This is a genomic window from Cytobacillus firmus (genome assembly GCF_023715565.1).
Lineage (GTDB): Bacteria > Bacillota > Bacilli > Bacillales > Cytobacillaceae > Cytobacillus > Cytobacillus firmus_C.
In genome coordinates this window covers 31,354-50,273 of record NZ_JAMBOJ010000029.1, presented here as the reverse complement: position 1 = coordinate 50,273, position 18,920 = coordinate 31,354, and the positions used below count along the sequence as shown (strand labels likewise).

The following is an 18,920-nucleotide window of genomic DNA, read 5'->3' as shown; positions in this document are numbered from 1 at the left end:
ATTTTTATAGAAAAAGGGCAAAGAACAAGTTCTATGAAACTGTCCCGCGCCCTTTCCTTAAAAAATTATACTAACTCGATGATTACCATTGGTGCACCGTCTCCACGACGAGGTCCAAGTTTCATAATACGAGTATATCCACCTTGGCGCTCTTCATAACGAGTTGCGATGTCGCTGAATAATTTTTGAACAGCATCTTGGTTAGTTTCAGTGTTAGCTACCTCGTTGCGAACAAATGAAGCTGCTTGACGGCGTGCATGCAAGTCGCCGCGCTTTCCAAGAGTGATCATTTTCTCAACAACTGAACGAAGTTCTTTCGCACGAGCTTCAGTTGTTTCGATGCGCTCATTGATGATTAGATCTGTTGCTAAGTCACGCAGCATAGCTTTACGTTGTGAGCTAGTGCGTCCTAACTTTCTGTATCCCATGAAAGTTTCCCTCCTTTGTTGAAGTCATTCAATCTGCTGAAAGCAAACATGTAGATAATCAATTAATCTTCATTAATCAATCGTCTTTGCGTAAGCCCAGTCCAAGATCTTCTAATTTATGTTTTACTTCCTCAAGTGACTTTCTGCCAAGGTTACGGACCTTCATCATATCCTCTTCAGTCTTATTAGCTAATTCCTGAACAGTATTGATGCCAGCGCGCTTTAAGCAGTTGTAAGAACGGACAGACAAGTCGAGTTCTTCAATTGTCATCTCAAGTACTTTCTCTTTTTGGTCTTCTTCTTTTTCAACCATGATTTCAGCATTTTGAGCTTCGTCAGTTAAACCGACAAAGATATTCAAATGCTCAGTTAAGATCTTCGCTCCAAGAGCAACCGCATCTTGAGGACCTGTACTGCCGTCAGTCCAAACATCGAAAGTTAACTTATCAAAGTTAGTCATTTGACCCACACGTGTATTCTCTACCTGGTAAGAAATACGAGATACTGGAGTGTAGATGGAATCGATCGGAATCACACCGATTGGCTGATCTTCTCTCTTGTTTTGGTCAGCTGGTGTATAGCCTCGTCCGCGTCTTGCAGTTAAGCGCATGCGCAGGTGGGCATTCGAACCAAGAGTAGCAATATGAAGATCCGGATTTAGGATTTCAACATCGCTGTCATGTGTTACGTCAGCTGCCTTCACTACACCCTCACCCTGAACATCGATTTCCAATGTTTTTTCTTCATCAGAGTAGATTTTAAGTGCTAGTTTTTTAATGTTTAAAATGATAGATGTTACATCTTCTACGACGCCTTCAATTGTTGAGAACTCATGAAGTACCCCATCAATTTGGATCGATGTGACAGCGGCACCTGGGAGTGAGGATAAAAGGATACGACGTAAGGAGTTACCCAAAGTTGTACCATACCCACGCTCAAGTGGCTCGACGACGAACTTGCCGTACTTGGCATCATCGTTGATCTCAACCGTTTCGATTTTTGGTTTTTCTATTTCGATCATCAAAATATACCCTCCTTCAAAACGTCGAAACCCCGGCTAGCAATCTCTAACCGAAATTCCCCCATGTATACGTTCCCGTTTTGTGCACAACAACTGGAATAATTGTTCTGTATAACTAAAAATTAGTATCATATCCCATTATAGACAAGGATACAAATTCTATACAGAAAAATTATACACGGCGGCGTTTTGGCGGACGACATCCGTTATGAGGAACTGGAGTTACGTCTCTGATAGCAGTAACTTCTAGACCAGCAGCTTGAAGAGCACGGATTGCAGCTTCACGTCCTGCACCAGGTCCTTTAACAGTTACTTCAAGAGTTTTCATACCGTGTTCCTGAGATGTTTTCGCTGCAGTTTCTGCTGCCATTTGTGCTGCGAATGGAGTAGATTTACGAGAACCTCTGAATCCAAGAGCTCCAGCACTTGACCAAGAAATAGCATTCCCATGAACATCAGTGATAGTTACGATTGTGTTGTTGAAAGTAGAACGGATATGTGCAATACCCTGTTCAATATTCTTTTTCACACGACGCTTACGTGTATTAGTTTTACGAGCCATTTAAAGTTACCTCCTTTACTGATTATTTCTTCTTGTTCGCTACAGTCTTACGAGGACCTTTGCGTGTACGAGCGTTGTTTTTAGTATTTTGTCCGCGAACCGGTAAACCACGGCGATGACGAAGACCGCGATAGCTTCCGATCTCCATTAGACGTTTGATGTTTAGTGAAACCTCACGGCGAAGGTCACCTTCAACTTTCAATTTGTCGATGATGTCACGGATTTTGTTAAGTTCATCTTCTGTAAGATCACGAACACGAGTGTCTTCAGAAACACCAGCTTCAGCCAAAACTTTCTGAGCTGTAGATTTACCAATACCAAAGATATAAGTTAATGAGATTACTACACGTTTTTCACGTGGAACATCTACACCAGCAATACGTGCCATTATATAAGCGCACCTCCTTCGAATTAACCTTGTTTTTGTTTATGTTTAGGGTTTTCACAGATAACCATTACTTTTCCACGTCTGCGGATAACTTTACACTTTTCGCAGATTGGTTTAACTGATGGTCTTACTTTCATTATCCTAACCTCCTTAATAGTACGGAGTGCAATGATTATTTAAAACGATATGTGATTCTACCGCGTGTTAAATCATATGGAGATAGCTCAACTGTTACTTTATCTCCAGGTAAAATGCGGATGAAGTGCATGCGGATCTTACCGGATACATGAGCTAGCACTGTATGACCATTTTCTAATTCTACCTTAAACATTGCATTTGGCAAAGTATCAATAACTGTGCCTTCAATTTCGATTACATCGTCTTTCGCCATTGAACTTTATTCTCCCTTCTTCATATCATATACGAATTCATTTACATACTTTGCAAGCGCAAAGCGCAACTTTCCGTTTGTTACACGGCCGGTCTCCTGGAGACTGGTCTGAACTTCTGGAGAGATATAATTAAAAAATTGCAGATGCTGAACGTTCTTTTTCTTCGGGCGGTCGAATTTCTTCCTGCCGCCGTCAGCAAGCATAACATACTTTTCATCCAACAACCTTATAATTATAGCATATTGACCAGCATCGCTTCCACTTTTGATCAAAACAATTTGACCATGCTGCGGATTCGTATCAGAACCAACCAATGGAATCACCTGCACCTTAGGCTTTTGTCAGTATTTCATAACCGGATTCAGTGATCGCTATTGTATGCTCATAATGTGCACACCTTTTACCGTCAACGGTTACTACTGTCCAGTTATCGGTTAAGGTTTTAACATAACGACTTCCTGCATTCACCATAGGTTCAATAGCAAGTACCATTCCCGGCTTTAAGCGCGGTCCTCTGTTAGGGGGTCCATAATGAGGAATTTGAGGATCCTCATGTAAGTCTTGCCCTACACCATGGCCGACATACTCGCGTACAATGGAAAAGCCATTTGATTCCGCATACGTTTGGATAGCATGGGAGATGTTCGACAAGCGCTCACCCGGTTTTGCTTCTTCAAGGCCTTTATATAACGATTCCTCTGTCACATCCATTAGACGCTCGGATTCTTCATCAATTTGGCCAACAGCATATGTCCAGGCTGAGTCACCATGATAACCGTTATATTTAGCACCGATATCAATGCTGATTATATCACCGTCATTTAAAACTCGACCACCAGGAATGCCATGGACAAGTTCATCGTTAACTGAAGCACAGATGCTGCCGCGGAAACCATTATACCCTTTGAATGATGGAATTGCATCGTGTTTACGGATAAACCGGTCAGCAATAACATCCAGTTCGCGGGTTGTGATACCGGGTGCAATATGTTTTTTCAGTTCCTGATGTGTAAGTGCTACGATTCTGCCGGCCACACGCATTATTTCAAGCTCACGCGGGGTTTTGCAAATGATCATTGTAAGCCCCCGAGCAATGCATCAAGATCAGAAAATACTTTATTAATATCCTGCTGACCATCAATATTGCGCAGATAACCTTTCGTTTCGTAGAAATCAAGCAACGGTTTGGTTTGTTTAATATTAACGTCAAGTCTATTCTGAACAGTCGCTTCATTATCATCAGCACGCTGATACAGCTCACCGCCGCAGCGATCACACACTCCGTCTTTCGCTGGGGGATTGAATACTAAATGATAAGTTGCTCCGCAGTCTTTACAGATGCGGCGTCCTGTAAGACGTTCCATTAGAATGCTCTGATCAACATCAATATTAATAACATAATTAATTTTCTTATTTAAATCAGAAAGGATGCTTTCAAGGGCATCTGCTTGGGCAACCGTTCTTGGGAAGCCATCCAGCAAAAAGCCTTTTTCGCAATCATCCTTGCTTAATCGTTCACGTACAATGCCGATTGTTACTTCATCAGGAACAAGCTCGCCTTTATCCATGAATGATTTTGCTTTAAGGCCTAGGTCCGTTTCGTCTTTAATAGCCGCACGGAACATATCTCCGGTAGAAATATGAGGGATGCCGTATTTTTGGACGATCTTCTCGGCTTGTGTACCTTTACCGGCACCAGGGAGCCCCATTAAAACTAAATTCACGTCAATTTCCCCCTAGTCTCCAAATGGTATAAGGGAACATGCGTCCCCTACAACCAAATTATTTAATGAAACCTTTATAGTGACGTTTAACCAGCTGTGCTTCAAGCTGCTTCATCGTTTCCAGTGCAACACCGACAACGATCAGCAGGCTAGTGCCTCCAATTTGAGCAGATTCAGGCAATCCAGCGATATTGATGAAGAATACCGGCAGGATTGAAATCACTGTCAAGAATAGCGCACCGACTAAAGTTAAACGGTATAAGACACGAGTCAGATATTCCTGCGTGTTATTTCCTGGACGGATGCCCGGGATATAACCGCCCTGCTTCTTCAGGTTTTCCGCAACTTGTTCCGGGTTCACCTGAATGAAAGCATAGAAATAAGTAAAAGCAATGATTAATGCACTATAGATGACCATTCCGATTGGAGACGTATAGTCAAATATTCTTTGAATCCATAGCGTAACATCATTCTGCTCAAAGAAACCGGCAATGGTTCTAGGCGTGATGATGAAAGAAATCGCAAAGATTACTGGAATTACTCCAGCTGCATTAACTTTTAACGGAAGATGAGTCGATTGTCCGCCAGCAGAATTTTGTCCTGCTGTTACACGCTTAGCATATTGAATAGGAATCTTTCTTAATGCCTGTTGGATGAAGATCGTTCCTACAACAATAGCAATGACTGCGATCAGGATAAGCAGGACTGTCACAATGCGAAGGAATAGCTGCTCTCCAGCATTTTCAAACTGCTGAGCGTAAATCTGGTTAACCGTTGAAGGAATTCCAGCCACGATACCAGCAAAGATAATGATGGAAATACCATTGCCTACACCTTTTGACGTAATCTGCTCACCAAGCCACATTAGAAATGCAGTTCCGGCAGTCAATACCACAGCAATCAATAGATAAGAAGTGATTCCCGGATTCTCAATCAGCATTCCGCCTGCTAGGTTATTAAACCCATAAGACATACCAAGAGCCTGGATAAAACCAAGCACGATAGTAAAGTAACGGGTAAACTGAGCTAACTTACGGCGTCCAACATCTCCCTGCTTTGACCATTCCGTAAACTTAGGAACAACATCCATCTGCAGAAGCTGCACAATGATGGATGCCGTAATGTACGGCATGATACCCATTGCAAGAATGGAGAAGTTTAGGAGCGCCCCGCCGCCGAATGTATTCAGAACACCGAATACATTAAGTTCATCCTGGGCTTTTAACAGCTCTGCATTTACGCCCGGTACAGGGATAAATGTACCGATGCGAAATACAACCAGCATTAAAAGGGTGAAAATAATCTTTCGTCTTATATCACCCACACGCATAAAATTGGAGATTGTCTGAAACATTAAATCACCTCAGTTTGACCGCCGGCAGCTTCAATAGCTTCCTTTGCAGCAGAGGAGAATTTATGAGCTTTAACTGTAAGCTTTTTCTCAACTTTGCCTTTTGCAAGAATCTTGATTCCTGCTTTTTCGTTGCTTACTACACCAGTTTCGATAAGAAGCGCTGGAGTTACTTCAGCTCCATCTTCGAAACGGTTTAAAGCATCGAGGTTCACAATCGCGTACTCTTTACGGTTGATGTTAGTGAAACCGCGTTTAGGCAAGCGTTGGAATAAAGGTGTTTGACCACCCTCGAATCCAGGACGGACACCGCCACCAGAACGAGCGTTTTGACCTTTATGACCCTTACCAGCAGTTTTACCATTACCGGAACCGATACCACGGCCTTTGCGTTTGCGTTCCCCACGAGAACCTTCTGCAGGCTTTAATTCATGAAGTTTCATGTTGGCACCTCCTTATTTGTAGAAGAATAGATTTATTTTTCTTTTACCACAACAAGGTGAGCAACTTTGTTGATCATTCCGCGGATAGCAGGATTATCTTGATGCTCAACTGTTTGGTGCATTTTGCGTAAGCCAAGAGCCTTAACTGTTTCGCGCTGGTCTTGCGGGCGACCAATCACGCTGCGAGTGAGGGTTACTTCTAGTTTATTCGCCATTTGATATCCCTCCTTATCCTAACAGTTCTTCTACTGATTTACCACGTAATTTCGCTACGTCCTCAGCACGTTTTAATTGAGTTAAACCGTTCAAAGTGGCGCGAACCATGTTGATTGGTGTGTTAGTACCTAAAGACTTAGATAAGATATCACCAACACCAGCTAATTCTAGAACCGCACGAACTGGACCTCCAGCGATTACTCCAGTACCTTCAGAAGCAGGCTTAAGAAGGATTTCTCCAGCACCGAAGTGACCGATTACCTGGTGAGGAATTGTAGTTCCAACCATAGGTACTTCGACTAAGTTTTTCTTAGCATCTTCCATAGCTTTGCGGATCGCTTCAGGAACTTCCTGTGCTTTACCTGTACCAAAGCCAACGTGACCGTTTTTGTCACCTACTACTACAAGAGCAGAGAAACGAAAACGACGTCCACCTTTAACAACCTTTGCTACACGATTAATCGTAACTACGCGCTCTTCAAGTTCAAGTTTGTTTGGATCAATACGACGCATCTTTTTGTGTCCCTCCTTTGTCTATTAAAATTCTAAACCATTTTCACGTGCTGCATCTGCTAATGCTTGAACACGTCCATGATATAGATAGCCACCACGATCGAAAACGACAGCTTTAACGCCTTTTTCGACTGCGCGCTTTGCAACTAATTCTCCGACCTTAACTGCTGCATCAACGTTGCCAGTTGCATCAAGGTTTACTTCTTTATCTTGTGTAGAAGCACTTGCTACAGTAACTCCGTTTACATCATCAATAAGTTGAGCATAAATGTGCTTGTTTGAACGATACACATTTAAACGAGGACGAGCCGCAGTTCCAGAAAGTTTTGCACGCACACGAGCATGCCTTTTCTTACGAACTGCATTTTTATCAGCCTTCGTAATCATTTCGGTCACTCCTTTCGTTTACCTAAGCGGCATTACTTACCAGTTTTACCTTCTTTACGACGAACATATTCGCCTTCATAGCGGATACCTTTACCTTTGTAAGGCTCTGGAGGACGAACTTCACGGATCTTGGCAGCCAGTGCACCAACACGTTCTTTGTTAGTACCTTTAACAATGATCTTTGTGTTAGATGGCACTTCAACTTCAATACCTTCTTCAGGTTCGATTTCAACAGGATGAGAGTAACCAACGTTTAAAACAAGCTTTTTGCCTTGTTTTTGAGCACGGTAACCGACACCGATAAGCTCTAGTCCTCTTTCGAATCCTTTTGACACACCCTCAACCATGTTAGCTAGAAGTGCGCGAGTAGTTCCGTGCAGTGCGCGGTGATCTTTCGCATCAGATGGACGGGAAACATTGATTACGCTGTCCTCCACCTTGATTTCGATATCCTGGTTGAATGAACGAGTTAGTTCACCTTTAGGACCCTTCACAGTAACAGTGTTATTGTCGTTAGTAACAGTAACACCAGTTGGAATTTCGATTGGTTTTTTACCTATACGAGACATTTAATTGCACCTCCATTCATGAAAAACTCTATTACCAAACGTATGCTAATACTTCTCCGCCGACTTGTTTAGCGCGGGCTTCTTTATCAGTGATAACGCCTTGAGAAGTAGAAACTAGTGCGATTCCAAGACCGTTAAGTACGCGAGGTACTTCATCAGCCTTTGCGTATACACGAAGACCAGGCTTACTGATACGCTTAAGACCAGTGATAACGCGTTCGTTGTTTGAACCGTATTTTAGGAAAATGCGGATGATGCCTTGCTTGTTATCTTCGATAAGCTCAACATCACGTACAAAACCTTCACGTTTTAAGATCTCTGCAATTTCTTTCTTGATGTTAGAAGCAGGAACTTCTAATTTTTCGTGACGAACCATGTTCGCATTACGGATGCGAGTTAGCAAGTCTGCAATTGGATCTGTCATGACCATTGTTTTTACCTCCTTCCCATGCTTGGGGTTTACCAGCTAGCTTTTTTCACGCCAGGAATTTGACCTTTATATGCTAATTCACGGAAACAAATACGACAAAGCTTAAATTTACGGTATACAGAATGTGGACGTCCACAGCGTTCGCAACGAGTGTACTCCTGTACCTTGTGTTTAGGCGTGCGTTTTTGCTTCGCAATCATTGACTTTTTAGCCACGTTTTCGCCTCCCTCTATTTAGCGATTACTTTTGGAATGGCATTCCAAATTGAGTTAAAAGTTCACGAGCTTCTTCATCAGTGTTAGCTGTAGTTACGATAACGATATCCATACCACGAACTTTGCTTACTTTATCGTAATCAATCTCAGGGAAGATCAACTGTTCTTTGACACCTAGAGTATAGTTACCACGGCCGTCAAATGACTTCTTAGAGATACCGCGGAAGTCACGTACACGTGGAAGAGATACAGATACTAACTTATCAAAGAACTCATACATGCGCTCTCCACGAAGAGTAACCTTCGCACCGATTGGCATACCTTCACGAAGTCGGAAGCCAGCGATTGATTTCTTAGCGCGAGTGATAACCGGTTTTTGACCAGTGATCAAAGTTAGTTCCTCAACAGCTTTATCTAGTGCTTTAGCGTTTTGAACAGCGTCACCAATACCCATGTTGATAACGATTTTTTCAAGCTTAGGTGTTTGCATAACTGATTTATAGTTAAACTTGCTCATTAGAGCAGGAGTAATTTCTTTTGAATGCTTTTCTTTTAGGCGGTTCATTCATTGTACCTCCCTTCTTCTTTAAACTATTTATCTAGAACTTCACCGGATTTTGTTGCAACACGTACTTTTTTGCCATCAAGCGTTTTATAGCCTACACGAGTTGGTTCACCAGATTTAGGATCGACAGGCATAACGTTTGATACATGAACAGGTGCCTCTTGGCTGATGATTCCGCCTTGCGGGTTCATCTGAGAAGGCTTAGAGTGTTTCTTTACAATGTTAACTCCTTCAACAAGCACTCGGCTTTGTTTAGGGAACGCTGCAAGAATAACGCCCGTTTTGCCTTTATCCTTACCAGAGATGACCATAACTTTGTCACCTTTTTTCACATGCATCTGTGCGCACCTCCTTAAAGGCAATTTGATTTGTTGTTTATAATACTTCTGGAGCTAAAGATACAATTTTCATGAAGTTGTTTTCACGTAGTTCACGGGCAACCGGTCCGAAGATACGAGTTCCGCGTGGTCCTTTGTCATCACGAATAATTACACATGCGTTTTCATCGAAACGAATGTAAGTACCGTCATTACGGCGTACACCGCTCTTAGTACGAACAACTACCGCTTTAACAACATCACCTTTTTTAACAACGCCACCTGGTGTTGCTTGTTTCACTGTACAAACGATAACATCACCGATGTTAGCAGTTTTGCGGCCAGAGCCACCAAGAACTTTAATTGTAAGTACTTCACGAGCACCAGAGTTGTCAGCAACTTTTAAACGTGATTCTTGTTGAATCATGTGTGTAACCTCCCTTCGGGATAAATCTCCCAACCGAACAATTAGATAATAACTGCTTTTTCAACTACTTCTACAAGACGGAAGCGTTTAGTCGCAGATAGTGGACGAGTTTCCATAATACGAACGATATCGCCAGTTTTTGCTTGGTTTTGCTCATCATGAGCCTTGAACTTTTTAGAGTACTTAACGCGTTTACCGTAAAGTGGATGCTTTTTGTAAGTTTCGACAAGAACCGTTACTGTCTTATCCATTTTGTCAGAAACGACGCGTCCAGTGTAAACTTTGCGTTGGTTGCGTTCACTCATTGTGCGAACCTCCTCTCAATATCACTTGCTAAAGCCGATTTCTCTTTCACGAATAACAGTTTTCATGCGGGCAATCGCTTTGCGTACTTCACGAATGCGAGCTGTGTTTTCAAGTTGTCCAGTCGCCAATTGAAAGCGAAGGTTGAAAAGCTCTTCTTTTAATGATTTTACTTTTTGTTCAATTTCGGCAGTGGTCAGGTCACGAATTTCATTAGCTTTCATTTGATTCACCACCAATTTCTTCTCGTTTTACAAACTTACACTTAAGTGGAAGTTTGTGTGCTGCAAGACGTAGTGCTTCACGAGCGATCTCTTCAGATACACCAGCGATTTCGAACATTACTTTACCAGGCTTTACAACAGCTACCCATCCTTCAGGAGCACCTTTACCAGAACCCATGCGGACTTCTAGAGGCTTTGCAGTGTAAGGCTTGTGTGGGAAAATTTGAATCCAAACTTTACCGCCACGTTTCATGTAACGAGTCATTGCAATACGTGCAGATTCGATTTGGCGGTTAGTGATCCAAGAAGCTTCTAGAGCTTGAAGGCCATATTCACCGAAGTTTACTTCAGTTCCGCCTTTTGATTGACCACGCATTTTTCCGCGGTGTACACGACGATATTTTACGCGCTTTGGCAATAACATATTATTTGCCTCCTTCCCCAGTTTTCTTCTTCGTAGGAAGGACCTCTCCACGATAGATCCATACTTTTACGCCCAATTTACCGTAAGTTGTATCAGCTTCAACTGCAGCATAATCGATATCAGCACGAAGAGTATGAAGTGGAACTGTTCCTTCGCTGTATGATTCTGAACGAGCTATATCAGCACCGCCTAAACGACCAGATACCATTGTTTTGATACCTTTAGCGCCAGCGCGCATTGCACGTTGAATAGTTTGTTTTTGAGCACGACGGAAAGATACGCGGTTTTCTAATTGACGAGCAATGTTTTCCGCAACCAATTTCGCATCGATATCTGCTCTTTTAATTTCAAGAATGTTGATGTGAACACGCTTGCCAGTTAATGAGTTAAGTGATTTACGAAGTGCTTCAACCTCAGTACCACCTTTACCGATAACCATTCCTGGTTTCGCAGTGTGGATAGTGATGTTCAGGCGATTAGCAGCACGTTCGATTTCTACTTTAGAAACAGAAGCATCGCTTAAGCGCTTTGTGATGTACTCACGAACCTTAAGGTCTTCGTGTAAAAGATCAGCATAGTCTTTGCCTGCGTACCATTTTGACTCCCAATCACGGATGACACCGACACGCAAACCGACTGGATTTACTTTTTGACCCACTGATTATCCCTCCTTCTTTTCTGATAAAACGATAGTAATATGGCTAGTGCGCTTGTTGATTTGGCTTGCACGGCCCATAGCGCGAGGACGGAAACGTTTTAAAGTTGGTCCTTCGTCTACGAATGCTTGAGCAACTACCAGGTTGTTAACGTCCATTTCGTAGTTGTGCTCAGCGTTAGCTAGTGCAGATTTTAAAACTTTCTCTACGATTGGAGAAGCAGCTTTAGGTGTAAGGTTTAAAATCGCCACTGCTTCGCCTACTTGCTTTCCTCGAATTAAATCTACGACTAAACGAGCTTTACGAGGAGCAATACGAACTGTTCTTGCAACAGCTTTAGCTTGCATTAGAATGCCCTCCTCTCATTAACGTCTTGTTTTCTTATCATCATTGCCATGGCCTTTGTACGCACGAGTTGGAGCGAATTCTCCAAGTTTGTGGCCTACCATGTCTTCAGTGATGTATACAGGCACATGTTTACGACCATCATAAACTGCGATAGTGTGTCCGATGAATTGTGGGAAGATCGTAGAACGGCGAGACCAAGTTTTAGTAACTTGCTTGCTTTCTGTTTCATTAAGCTTTTCGATCTTTGTCATTAAATGTTCATCAACAAAAGGTCCTTTTTTTAAGCTGCGACCCATGATTGAACCTCCCTTCGTGATTGCTCTACGGTTCTTAATTGGAACCGTAGTACAATCCCGTTATTTTTTACGACGACGTACGATAAATTTATCTGATTTGTTGTTCTTCTTGCGTGTCTTGTAACCAAGTGTTGGTTTGCCCCATGGAGACATTGGAGACTTACGTCCGATTGGCGCACGTCCTTCACCACCACCGTGTGGGTGATCGTTAGGGTTCATTACAGATCCACGTACAGTTGGGCGCTTGCCTAACCAGCGTGAACGACCTGCTTTACCAATGTTAATAAGCTCGTGCTGCTCGTTTCCGACTTGACCAACAGTCGCACGGCACTCAGCAAGAATCATGCGAACTTCACCAGAGTTTAAACGAACTAATACGTACTTGCCTTCTTTACCAAGAACTTGTGCAGAAGTACCAGCAGAACGTACTAATTGTCCGCCTTTACCAGGTTTTAATTCGATGTTGTGGATTACTGTACCCACTGGAATGTTAACTAGTGGAAGTGCATTACCCACTTTGATATCTGCTTCAGGACCAGCCATTACTTCCATACCTACCTGTAAGTTCTTAGGTGCAAGGATGTAACGCTTTTCTCCATCTACATAGTTAATTAGTGCAATATTTGCAGAGCGGTTTGGATCATACTCGATTGTGGCAACGCGTCCTGGAATGCCATCTTTGTTACGTTTAAAATCGATGATACGATATTGACGTTTATGACCGCCGCCTTGATGACGAACTGTCAACTTACCTTGGTTGTTACGGCCGCCTTTTCTCTTTAAAGGAGCAAGTAAAGACTTTTCTGGTTGGTTAGTCGTGATTTCTGCGAAATCAGAAACCGTCATGCCGCGACGACCATTAGAGGTAGGTTTATACTTTTTAATCGCCATTTCGTTTCCCTCCTCTTCTAGTTATAGTGAATTAAGCTTCAAATAGCTCGATTTCTTGGCTTTCAGCTGTTAGTTTAACAATCGCTTTACGGCGTTTGTTAGTGTATCCGCCGAATTTGCCCATACGCTTGAACTTACCTTTGTAGTTCATGATGTTAACTTTCTCAACTTTTACGCCAAAGATTTGCTCTACAGCGTCTTTAACTTGAGTCTTGTTAGCACGTACGTCAACTTCGAACGTATATTTTTTATCAGCCATAATGTCAGTAGAACGTTCAGTAATTACGGGGCGCTTAATGATATCGCGTGCATCCATTATGCAAGCACCTCCTCTACTTTTTCAACCGCTGCTTTCGTCATGATAAGCTTATCATGGTTTAAAACATCTAAAACAGTGATTCCAGAAGCAGTTACAACTGTTACACCAGGGATGTTACGAGCAGATAGTGCTACGTTCTCATCTAGGTCAGCAGTTACGATAAGAGCTTTTGAACCAACAGAAAGACCAGTTAATAAACCTTTAAAGTCTTTAGTTTTAGGAGTTTCGAAAGCAAGGCCTTCTAATACTAGGATGTTTTCTTCTAACACTTTAGAAGATAACGCAGATTTGATTGCCAGACGGCGAACCTTTTTAGGTAATTTGTAGCTGTAGCTGCGTGGTACAGGACCAAATACAGTACCGCCTCCGCGCCATTGTGGTGAACGGATAGAACCTTGACGTGCACGGCCTGTGCCTTTTTGGCGCCATGGTTTACGTCCTCCGCCCGCTACTTCAGAACGAATTTTAGTTTTATGAGTCCCTTGACGTAGTGAAGCTCTTTGCATAACAACAGCTTCGAATAGTACGTGCTGGTTGGGCTCGATACCAAAGATCGCATCATTAAGTTCGATATCACCAACTTTAGATCCGCTTTGGTTAAACAATGCTACTTTCGGCATTCTGTTTTCCTCCTTTCCGGTTTAATTATTATGCTTTAACCGCACTTTTAATTTTTACTAATGCTTTTCTGGCACCAGGTACATTACCTTTGATCAAAAGAAGGTTGCGTTCAACATCAACTTTTACGATTTCAAGGTTTTGTACAGTCACTTGCTCTCCACCCATGCGGCCAGGTAATAATTTACCTTTAAATACACGGTTTGGAGCTACAGGACCCATTGAACCAGGGCGACGATGATAACGAGAACCGTGAGCCATAGGCCCGCGAGATTGTCCGTGGCGCTTGATGGCACCCTGGAAACCTTTACCTTTTGAAATTCCTGTTACATCAACAGTATCGCCTTCTGCGAAAATATCAACTTTGACTTCCTGACCAACTTCATATTGTCCTAAATCAGCTCCGCGGAATTCACGTACGAAGCGCTTAGGAGCAGTGTTTGCTTTAGCAACATGCCCTTTTTCAGGTTTGTTGGACAACTTGTCGCGCTTATCTTCGAATCCAATCTGGATTGCTTCATATCCATCAGTATCAACTGATTTCTTTTGAAGAACAACGTTAGCAGCTGCCTCAACTACTGTTACCGGGATAAGATCACCGTTTTCAGCAAATACTTGAGTCATACCAATCTTTCTTCCTAAGATTCCTTTGGTCATTAGTCACACCTCCTAAGTTTCTTATGATTATTTATTGATTAAAGTTTGATTTCGATATCTACACCAGACGGTAAGTCTAAACGCATTAGAGAATCAACCGTTTGTGGTGTTGGGTTAACGATGTCGATAAGACGTTTATGCGTACGCATTTCGAACTGCTCACGAGAGTCCTTGTACTTATGAACCGCACGCAGGATTGTGTAAATAGACTTTTCAGTTGGTAATGGAATCGGACCTGAAACAGCCGCACCAGAACGTTTTGCAGTCTCAACAATCTTTTCTGCTGATTGATCAAGAATTCTGTGATCATACGCTTTTAAACGAATACGAATTTTTTGTTTTGCCATTATTTTCCCTCCTTTTCGCCTATTTTAATATAGACATTCTCCGTGAAAATTTCCCACACACTCGCCATGGCAAAGCGGCCGGGTGTGTCAGCAACCTTTCACATCATCGCAGTCAAAGACCAACATTGTCTATTATACAGAAACAATAAATGAAATGCAACATGTTTATGTTATTTCTTTTTGTTCCGCACACTTTTACTATTATAACTGCTGAGTATTGAGTTTTCAAGAGTATAGGAAGAAGTCTAACTATTTGCACTGTGAGTAAATCGAATAGAAAAATATAGTGGTTATTATATATAGAAGAAAAGCGGTTTTGATCATAAGGTTTAGAGGTGGAAGGTTCTCTTTCAACGAGTTGCACGCAGGTGCGCAGGAAATATTATTAAACTTGAAATGATGATTTAAAATTCCCGTCGATTTATGTATTAAATATGTGAGGAAAGAAATAAAAAACAGATGGGTCGTCACCCATCTGTTTTCATTAGTTGAGATTACTCTTGGATTGTAGCAACTACGCCAGCGCCTACAGTACGTCCACCCTCACGGATAGAGAACTTAGTACCTTCTTCGATAGCGATTGGAGCAATTAGTTCTACAGTCATTTCGATGTTATCTCCAGGCATAACCATTTCTACGCCTTCAGGAAGATTACAGATACCAGTTACATCAGTTGTACGGAAGTAGAACTGAGGACGGTAGTTAGTGAAGAATGGAGTATGACGTCCACCTTCTTCTTTTGAAAGAACGTATACTTCAGCTTTGAACTTAGTGTGTGGAGTGATTGAACCTGGCTTAGCAAGTACTTGTCCACGTTGGATATCTTCACGTGCAACACCACGAAGAAGGGCACCAATGTTGTCTCCAGCTTCAGCATAGTCAAGAAGCTTACGGAACATTTCTACACCAGTTACAGTAGTTGATTTTGGCTCTTCAGCAAGACCGATGATTTCGATAACGTCACCGACTTTAACTTGTCCACGCTCAACACGTCCTGTAGCAACAGTACCACGGCCAGTGATTGAGAATACATCCTCAACAGGCATCATGAAAGGCTTGTCAGTGTCACGAGTTGGAGTTGGGATGTACTCGTCAACTGCTGCCATAAGTTCTTCGATTTTAGCTTCCCACTCAGCTTCTCCTTCAAGAGCTTTAAGAGCAGAACCTTTGATTACAGGAATGTCATCACCAGGGAATTCGTACTCAGAAAGAAGGTCACGAACTTCCATTTCTACTAATTCAAGTAGTTCTTCATCGTCAACCATGTCACACTTGTTCATGAATACAACAAGGAAAGGAACACCAACCTGACGAGAAAGTAGGATGTGCTCACGAGTTTGTGGCATTGGGCCGTCAGCAGCAGAAACAACTAGGATTCCGCCGTCCATTTGTGCAGCACCAGTGATCATGTTTTTAACATAGTCAGCGTGACCTGGGCAGTCAACGTGTGCATAGTGACGGTTATCAGTTTCGTACTCAACGTGTGCAGTTGAGATTGTGATTCCACGCTCGCGCTCTTCTGGAGCCGCGTCGATTTGATCGTATCCGCGTGCTTCACCGCCGCCTTTTTTAGAAAGAACAGTTGTGATAGCTGCAGTTAAAGTAGTTTTACCATGGTCAACGTGTCCGATAGTACCGATGTTAACATGGGGTTTTGAACGGTCAAATTTAGCTTTTGCCATTTGAAATTTCCTCCTTCAGATAATAAAAGTTAAGTATTTTATGCTGTGGAGAGGTATCCCCTTCCACAGCGCTTTCAGCCTACAATAGTAGTTATACTTTATTGAAAAGGTAAAATCAATTATTCACCTTTATTTTTTTTGATGATTTCTTCAGAAATTGATTTTGGTACTTCTTCATAGTGGTCAAAGTGCATTGAGAATGTACCTCGTCCCTGCGTGTTAGAACGCAATGAAGTTGCATATCCAAACATTTCTGATAGTGGAACCATCGCACGAACTACTTGTGCGTTACCACGAGCTTCCATACCTTCAACGCGTCCGCGTCGTGAAGTTACATCACCCATGATGTCTCCCATGTATTCTTCAGGGATTACGACTTCAACCTTCATAACCGGCTCAAGAATTACAGGGTTACATTTTGACGCAGCGTTTTTAAGTGCCATAGATGCAGCAATTTTAAACGCCATTTCAGAGGAGTCAACATCATGGTAAGATCCGTCAAATAAACGGGCTTTGATATCAACCATCGGGAATCCAGCAAGTACTCCTCTATCTAGCGAATCTTCAAGACCCGCTTGAACAGCTGGGATGTATTCACGAGGAACGACACCACCAACGATTCCGTTTTCGAATTCGAAGCCTTTACCTTCTTCATTTGGACTAAATTCGATCCAAACGTGACCGAACTGTCCACGTCCACCGGATTGACGTGCAAATTTACCTTCAACCTTAGCTGAACCACGGAAAGTTTCACGGTATGCAACCTGAGGAGCACCAACGTTAGCTTCCACTTTAAATTCACGTCTCATACGGTCAACAAGGATATCAAGGTGAAGCTCACCCATACCAGCGATGATAACCTGTCCAGTTTCCTGGTCAGTATGAGCGCGGAATGTAGGATCTTCTTCTTGAAGTTTTTGAAGAGCAGTTGTCATCTTATCTTGGTCAGCCTTTGATTTAGGCTCGATAGATAATGAGATAACCGGCTCTGGGAATTCCATAGACTCAAGAATAACAAGACTCTTTTCATCACATAGAGTATCCCCTGTAGTAGTGTCTTTAAGACCTACAGCAGCTGCGATATCACCAGCGTGTACTACTGAGATCTCTTCACGGGAATTCGCATGCATTTGCAGGATACGTCCTACACGCTCACGCTTTCCTTTAGTAGAGTTCTGTACATATGAACCGGAGTTTAATGTACCGGAGTACACACGGAAGAATGTAAGTTTACCAACGTAAGGGTCGGTCATAACTTTAAATGCAAGTGCTGAGAATGGTGCATCATCGCTTGATGGACGAGTAACCTCTTCGTCTGTATCCGGTAGTGTACCTTTAATAGAAGGTACATCAAGAGGAGATGGAAGGTAGTCGATTACTGCATCAAGCATTTTTTGAACACCTTTGTTTTTGAACGCAGAACCACAGATAACTGGGTAGAATTCAACGTTTACTGTACCTTTACGAATAGCAGCTTTTAGCTCTTCGTTAGTGATTTCTTCACCGCCAAGGTATTTCTCCATTAATTCTTCATCAAGCTCAGCTACCGCTTCAATTAACTTTTCACGATATTCTTCTGCTTGATCCATGTATTCAGCTGGAATGTCACGGTCTTCGATATCAGTACCCAAGTCGTTTCCGTAGAATGTAGCTTTCATTTCAATCAAGTCGATGATGCCTTCGAATTGATCTTCAGCACCAATCGGCAATTGAATTGCAGCTGCATTCGCTTGAAGACGCTCATGAAGAGTCTTCAATGAGTACAAGAAGTCTGCACCGATTTTATCCATTTTGTTTACGAATACCACACGTGGTACTCCGTAAGTAGTAGCCTGGCGCCAAACTGTTTCAGTTTGCGGCTCAACACCTGACTGTGCGTCAAGTACAGCTACCGCCCCATCAAGAACACGAAGTGAACGTTCAACTTCAACTGTGAAGTCTACGTGTCCAGGAGTGTCAATGATGTTAACGCGGTGGCCTTTCCACTGAGCAGTTGTCGCAGCAGAAGTGATTGTGATACCACGCTCTTGCTCCTGCTCCATCCAGTCCATCTGTGAAGCACCTTCGTGTGTTTCACCGATTTTGTGGATACGGCCCGTGTAGTAAAGTACACGCTCAGTAGTTGTTGTTTTACCGGCATCGATGTGAGCCATGATACCGATATTACGAGTATTTTCTAAGGAGAACTCTCTAGCCATTGGGTCTTT

The 18,920-nt window shown here is 42.6% G+C and carries 32 protein-coding genes and 1 pseudogene; all 33 read right to left on the bottom strand.

Annotation, left to right across the window (positions count from 1 at the left end; all coding sequences use genetic code 11):
• Positions 1-65: 65 nt before the first annotated feature.
• Positions 66-428, bottom strand: coding sequence for a 50S ribosomal protein L17 (rplQ, locus tag M3205_RS13350; RefSeq protein ID WP_251170349.1), 363 nt, complete (start codon positions 426-428; stop codon positions 66-68).
• A gap of 76 nt (positions 429-504) precedes the next feature.
• On the bottom strand, positions 505-1,449 hold the full coding sequence (locus M3205_RS13345; RefSeq protein ID WP_048011509.1) for a DNA-directed RNA polymerase subunit alpha: 945 nt from the start codon (positions 1,447-1,449) through the stop codon (positions 505-507).
• 172 nt (positions 1,450-1,621) lie between these two features.
• Positions 1,622-2,011, bottom strand: a complete 390-nt coding sequence (rpsK, locus tag M3205_RS13340) for a 30S ribosomal protein S11 (protein WP_095245986.1) — start codon at positions 2,009-2,011, stop codon at positions 1,622-1,624.
• 22 nt (positions 2,012-2,033) lie between these two features.
• Positions 2,034-2,399 (bottom strand): 30S ribosomal protein S13, encoded by a 366-nt coding sequence (rpsM, locus tag M3205_RS13335; RefSeq protein WP_009336605.1) that lies wholly within the window; start codon positions 2,397-2,399, stop codon positions 2,034-2,036.
• Between the two features lie 23 nt (positions 2,400-2,422).
• Complete coding sequence (gene rpmJ / locus M3205_RS13330; protein ID WP_000868344.1) at positions 2,423-2,536, bottom strand: 50S ribosomal protein L36; 114 nt, start codon at positions 2,534-2,536, stop codon at positions 2,423-2,425.
• Positions 2,537-2,571: 35 nt separating this feature from the next.
• Positions 2,572-2,790, bottom strand: coding sequence for a translation initiation factor IF-1 (gene infA, locus M3205_RS13325; protein WP_066192222.1), 219 nt, complete (start codon positions 2,788-2,790; stop codon positions 2,572-2,574).
• A pseudogene (locus tag M3205_RS13320) lies at positions 2,762-3,105 on the bottom strand (KOW domain-containing RNA-binding protein). The gene infA and the pseudogene M3205_RS13320 overlap by 29 nt, the downstream one beginning before the upstream one ends.
• A 16-nt stretch (positions 3,106-3,121) precedes the next feature.
• A complete protein-coding gene (gene map / locus M3205_RS13315) occupies positions 3,122-3,868 on the bottom strand; it encodes a type I methionyl aminopeptidase (protein WP_251170347.1) in 747 nt (248 codons plus the stop codon).
• On the bottom strand, positions 3,865-4,515 hold the full coding sequence (locus M3205_RS13310; RefSeq protein ID WP_251170346.1) for an adenylate kinase: 651 nt from the start codon (positions 4,513-4,515) through the stop codon (positions 3,865-3,867). Before M3205_RS13310 ends, map begins: the two co-directional genes overlap by 4 nt.
• A gap of 58 nt (positions 4,516-4,573) precedes the next feature.
• The gene (secY, locus tag M3205_RS13305) at positions 4,574-5,869 is read right to left on the bottom strand and encodes a preprotein translocase subunit SecY (RefSeq protein WP_251170345.1); all 1,296 of its coding nucleotides are present in this window, start codon (positions 5,867-5,869) and stop codon (positions 4,574-4,576) included.
• Positions 5,869-6,309 (bottom strand): 50S ribosomal protein L15, encoded by a 441-nt coding sequence (gene rplO / locus M3205_RS13300; protein ID WP_035332284.1) that lies wholly within the window; start codon positions 6,307-6,309, stop codon positions 5,869-5,871. The genes secY and rplO overlap by 1 nt, the downstream gene beginning before the upstream one ends.
• Before the next feature lie 32 nt (positions 6,310-6,341).
• A complete protein-coding gene (gene rpmD / locus M3205_RS13295; RefSeq protein ID WP_009336598.1) occupies positions 6,342-6,524 on the bottom strand; it encodes a 50S ribosomal protein L30 in 183 nt (60 codons plus the stop codon).
• 13 nt (positions 6,525-6,537) lie between these two features.
• Positions 6,538-7,038: a 30S ribosomal protein S5 gene (gene rpsE / locus M3205_RS13290; RefSeq protein WP_251170344.1), complete on the bottom strand. Its 501-nt coding sequence runs from the start codon at positions 7,036-7,038 to the stop codon at positions 6,538-6,540.
• A gap of 24 nt (positions 7,039-7,062) precedes the next feature.
• The gene (gene rplR / locus M3205_RS13285) at positions 7,063-7,425 is read right to left on the bottom strand and encodes a 50S ribosomal protein L18 (protein WP_035332285.1); all 363 of its coding nucleotides are present in this window, start codon (positions 7,423-7,425) and stop codon (positions 7,063-7,065) included.
• 32 nt (positions 7,426-7,457) lie between these two features.
• The gene (gene rplF / locus M3205_RS13280; RefSeq protein ID WP_251170343.1) at positions 7,458-7,994 is read right to left on the bottom strand and encodes a 50S ribosomal protein L6; all 537 of its coding nucleotides are present in this window, start codon (positions 7,992-7,994) and stop codon (positions 7,458-7,460) included.
• A gap of 31 nt (positions 7,995-8,025) precedes the next feature.
• Positions 8,026-8,424 carry a 30S ribosomal protein S8 gene (rpsH, locus tag M3205_RS13275; protein WP_035332289.1) on the bottom strand — a complete coding sequence of 133 codons (399 nt, stop codon included), beginning with the start codon at positions 8,422-8,424 and terminating at the stop codon, positions 8,026-8,028.
• Between the two features lie 29 nt (positions 8,425-8,453).
• Complete coding sequence (gene rpsN / locus M3205_RS13270) at positions 8,454-8,639, bottom strand: 30S ribosomal protein S14 (protein ID WP_009336593.1); 186 nt, start codon at positions 8,637-8,639, stop codon at positions 8,454-8,456.
• A 25-nt stretch (positions 8,640-8,664) separates the two neighbouring features.
• Positions 8,665-9,204 carry a 50S ribosomal protein L5 gene (gene rplE / locus M3205_RS13265; RefSeq protein ID WP_076262048.1) on the bottom strand — a complete coding sequence of 180 codons (540 nt, stop codon included), beginning with the start codon at positions 9,202-9,204 and terminating at the stop codon, positions 8,665-8,667.
• A 26-nt stretch (positions 9,205-9,230) separates the two neighbouring features.
• Positions 9,231-9,542, bottom strand: coding sequence for a 50S ribosomal protein L24 (gene rplX, locus M3205_RS13260; RefSeq protein WP_076262046.1), 312 nt, complete (start codon positions 9,540-9,542; stop codon positions 9,231-9,233).
• A 37-nt stretch (positions 9,543-9,579) separates the two neighbouring features.
• A complete protein-coding gene (rplN, locus tag M3205_RS13255; RefSeq protein ID WP_009336590.1) occupies positions 9,580-9,948 on the bottom strand; it encodes a 50S ribosomal protein L14 in 369 nt (122 codons plus the stop codon).
• A gap of 41 nt (positions 9,949-9,989) precedes the next feature.
• Positions 9,990-10,253 carry a 30S ribosomal protein S17 gene (rpsQ, locus tag M3205_RS13250; RefSeq protein ID WP_009336589.1) on the bottom strand — a complete coding sequence of 88 codons (264 nt, stop codon included), beginning with the start codon at positions 10,251-10,253 and terminating at the stop codon, positions 9,990-9,992.
• Between the two features lie 21 nt (positions 10,254-10,274).
• Positions 10,275-10,475, bottom strand: a complete 201-nt coding sequence (gene rpmC / locus M3205_RS13245) for a 50S ribosomal protein L29 (protein ID WP_009336588.1) — start codon at positions 10,473-10,475, stop codon at positions 10,275-10,277.
• Positions 10,465-10,899 (bottom strand): 50S ribosomal protein L16, encoded by a 435-nt coding sequence (rplP, locus tag M3205_RS13240; RefSeq protein ID WP_095245995.1) that lies wholly within the window; start codon positions 10,897-10,899, stop codon positions 10,465-10,467. The genes rpmC and rplP overlap by 11 nt, the downstream gene beginning before the upstream one ends.
• A gap of 1 nt (position 10,900) precedes the next feature.
• On the bottom strand, positions 10,901-11,557 hold the full coding sequence (gene rpsC / locus M3205_RS13235; protein ID WP_251170342.1) for a 30S ribosomal protein S3: 657 nt from the start codon (positions 11,555-11,557) through the stop codon (positions 10,901-10,903).
• A gap of 3 nt (positions 11,558-11,560) precedes the next feature.
• A complete protein-coding gene (gene rplV, locus M3205_RS13230; RefSeq protein ID WP_009336582.1) occupies positions 11,561-11,902 on the bottom strand; it encodes a 50S ribosomal protein L22 in 342 nt (113 codons plus the stop codon).
• Positions 11,903-11,920: 18 nt separating this feature from the next.
• Positions 11,921-12,199, bottom strand: a complete 279-nt coding sequence (gene rpsS / locus M3205_RS13225; RefSeq protein ID WP_009336580.1) for a 30S ribosomal protein S19 — start codon at positions 12,197-12,199, stop codon at positions 11,921-11,923.
• 60 nt (positions 12,200-12,259) lie between these two features.
• Positions 12,260-13,090, bottom strand: a complete 831-nt coding sequence (rplB, locus tag M3205_RS13220) for a 50S ribosomal protein L2 (protein ID WP_095245997.1) — start codon at positions 13,088-13,090, stop codon at positions 12,260-12,262.
• A gap of 31 nt (positions 13,091-13,121) precedes the next feature.
• The gene (gene rplW / locus M3205_RS13215; RefSeq protein WP_035332296.1) at positions 13,122-13,406 is read right to left on the bottom strand and encodes a 50S ribosomal protein L23; all 285 of its coding nucleotides are present in this window, start codon (positions 13,404-13,406) and stop codon (positions 13,122-13,124) included.
• Positions 13,406-14,029, bottom strand: coding sequence for a 50S ribosomal protein L4 (gene rplD / locus M3205_RS13210; RefSeq protein ID WP_251170341.1), 624 nt, complete (start codon positions 14,027-14,029; stop codon positions 13,406-13,408). The genes rplW and rplD overlap by 1 nt, the downstream gene beginning before the upstream one ends.
• A 28-nt stretch (positions 14,030-14,057) precedes the next feature.
• Positions 14,058-14,684, bottom strand: coding sequence for a 50S ribosomal protein L3 (rplC, locus tag M3205_RS13205; RefSeq protein WP_095245999.1), 627 nt, complete (start codon positions 14,682-14,684; stop codon positions 14,058-14,060).
• A gap of 38 nt (positions 14,685-14,722) precedes the next feature.
• Entirely contained in the window at positions 14,723-15,031 is a 309-nt protein-coding gene (rpsJ, locus tag M3205_RS13200; RefSeq protein ID WP_009336571.1) for a 30S ribosomal protein S10, read from the bottom strand.
• Positions 15,032-15,525: 494 nt separating this feature from the next.
• Positions 15,526-16,713 carry an elongation factor Tu gene (gene tuf, locus M3205_RS13195; protein ID WP_251170340.1) on the bottom strand — a complete coding sequence of 396 codons (1,188 nt, stop codon included), beginning with the start codon at positions 16,711-16,713 and terminating at the stop codon, positions 15,526-15,528.
• A gap of 119 nt (positions 16,714-16,832) precedes the next feature.
• The gene (gene fusA, locus M3205_RS13190; protein WP_251170339.1) at positions 16,833-18,911 is read right to left on the bottom strand and encodes an elongation factor G; all 2,079 of its coding nucleotides are present in this window, start codon (positions 18,909-18,911) and stop codon (positions 16,833-16,835) included.
• Positions 18,912-18,920 lie beyond the last annotated feature (9 nt).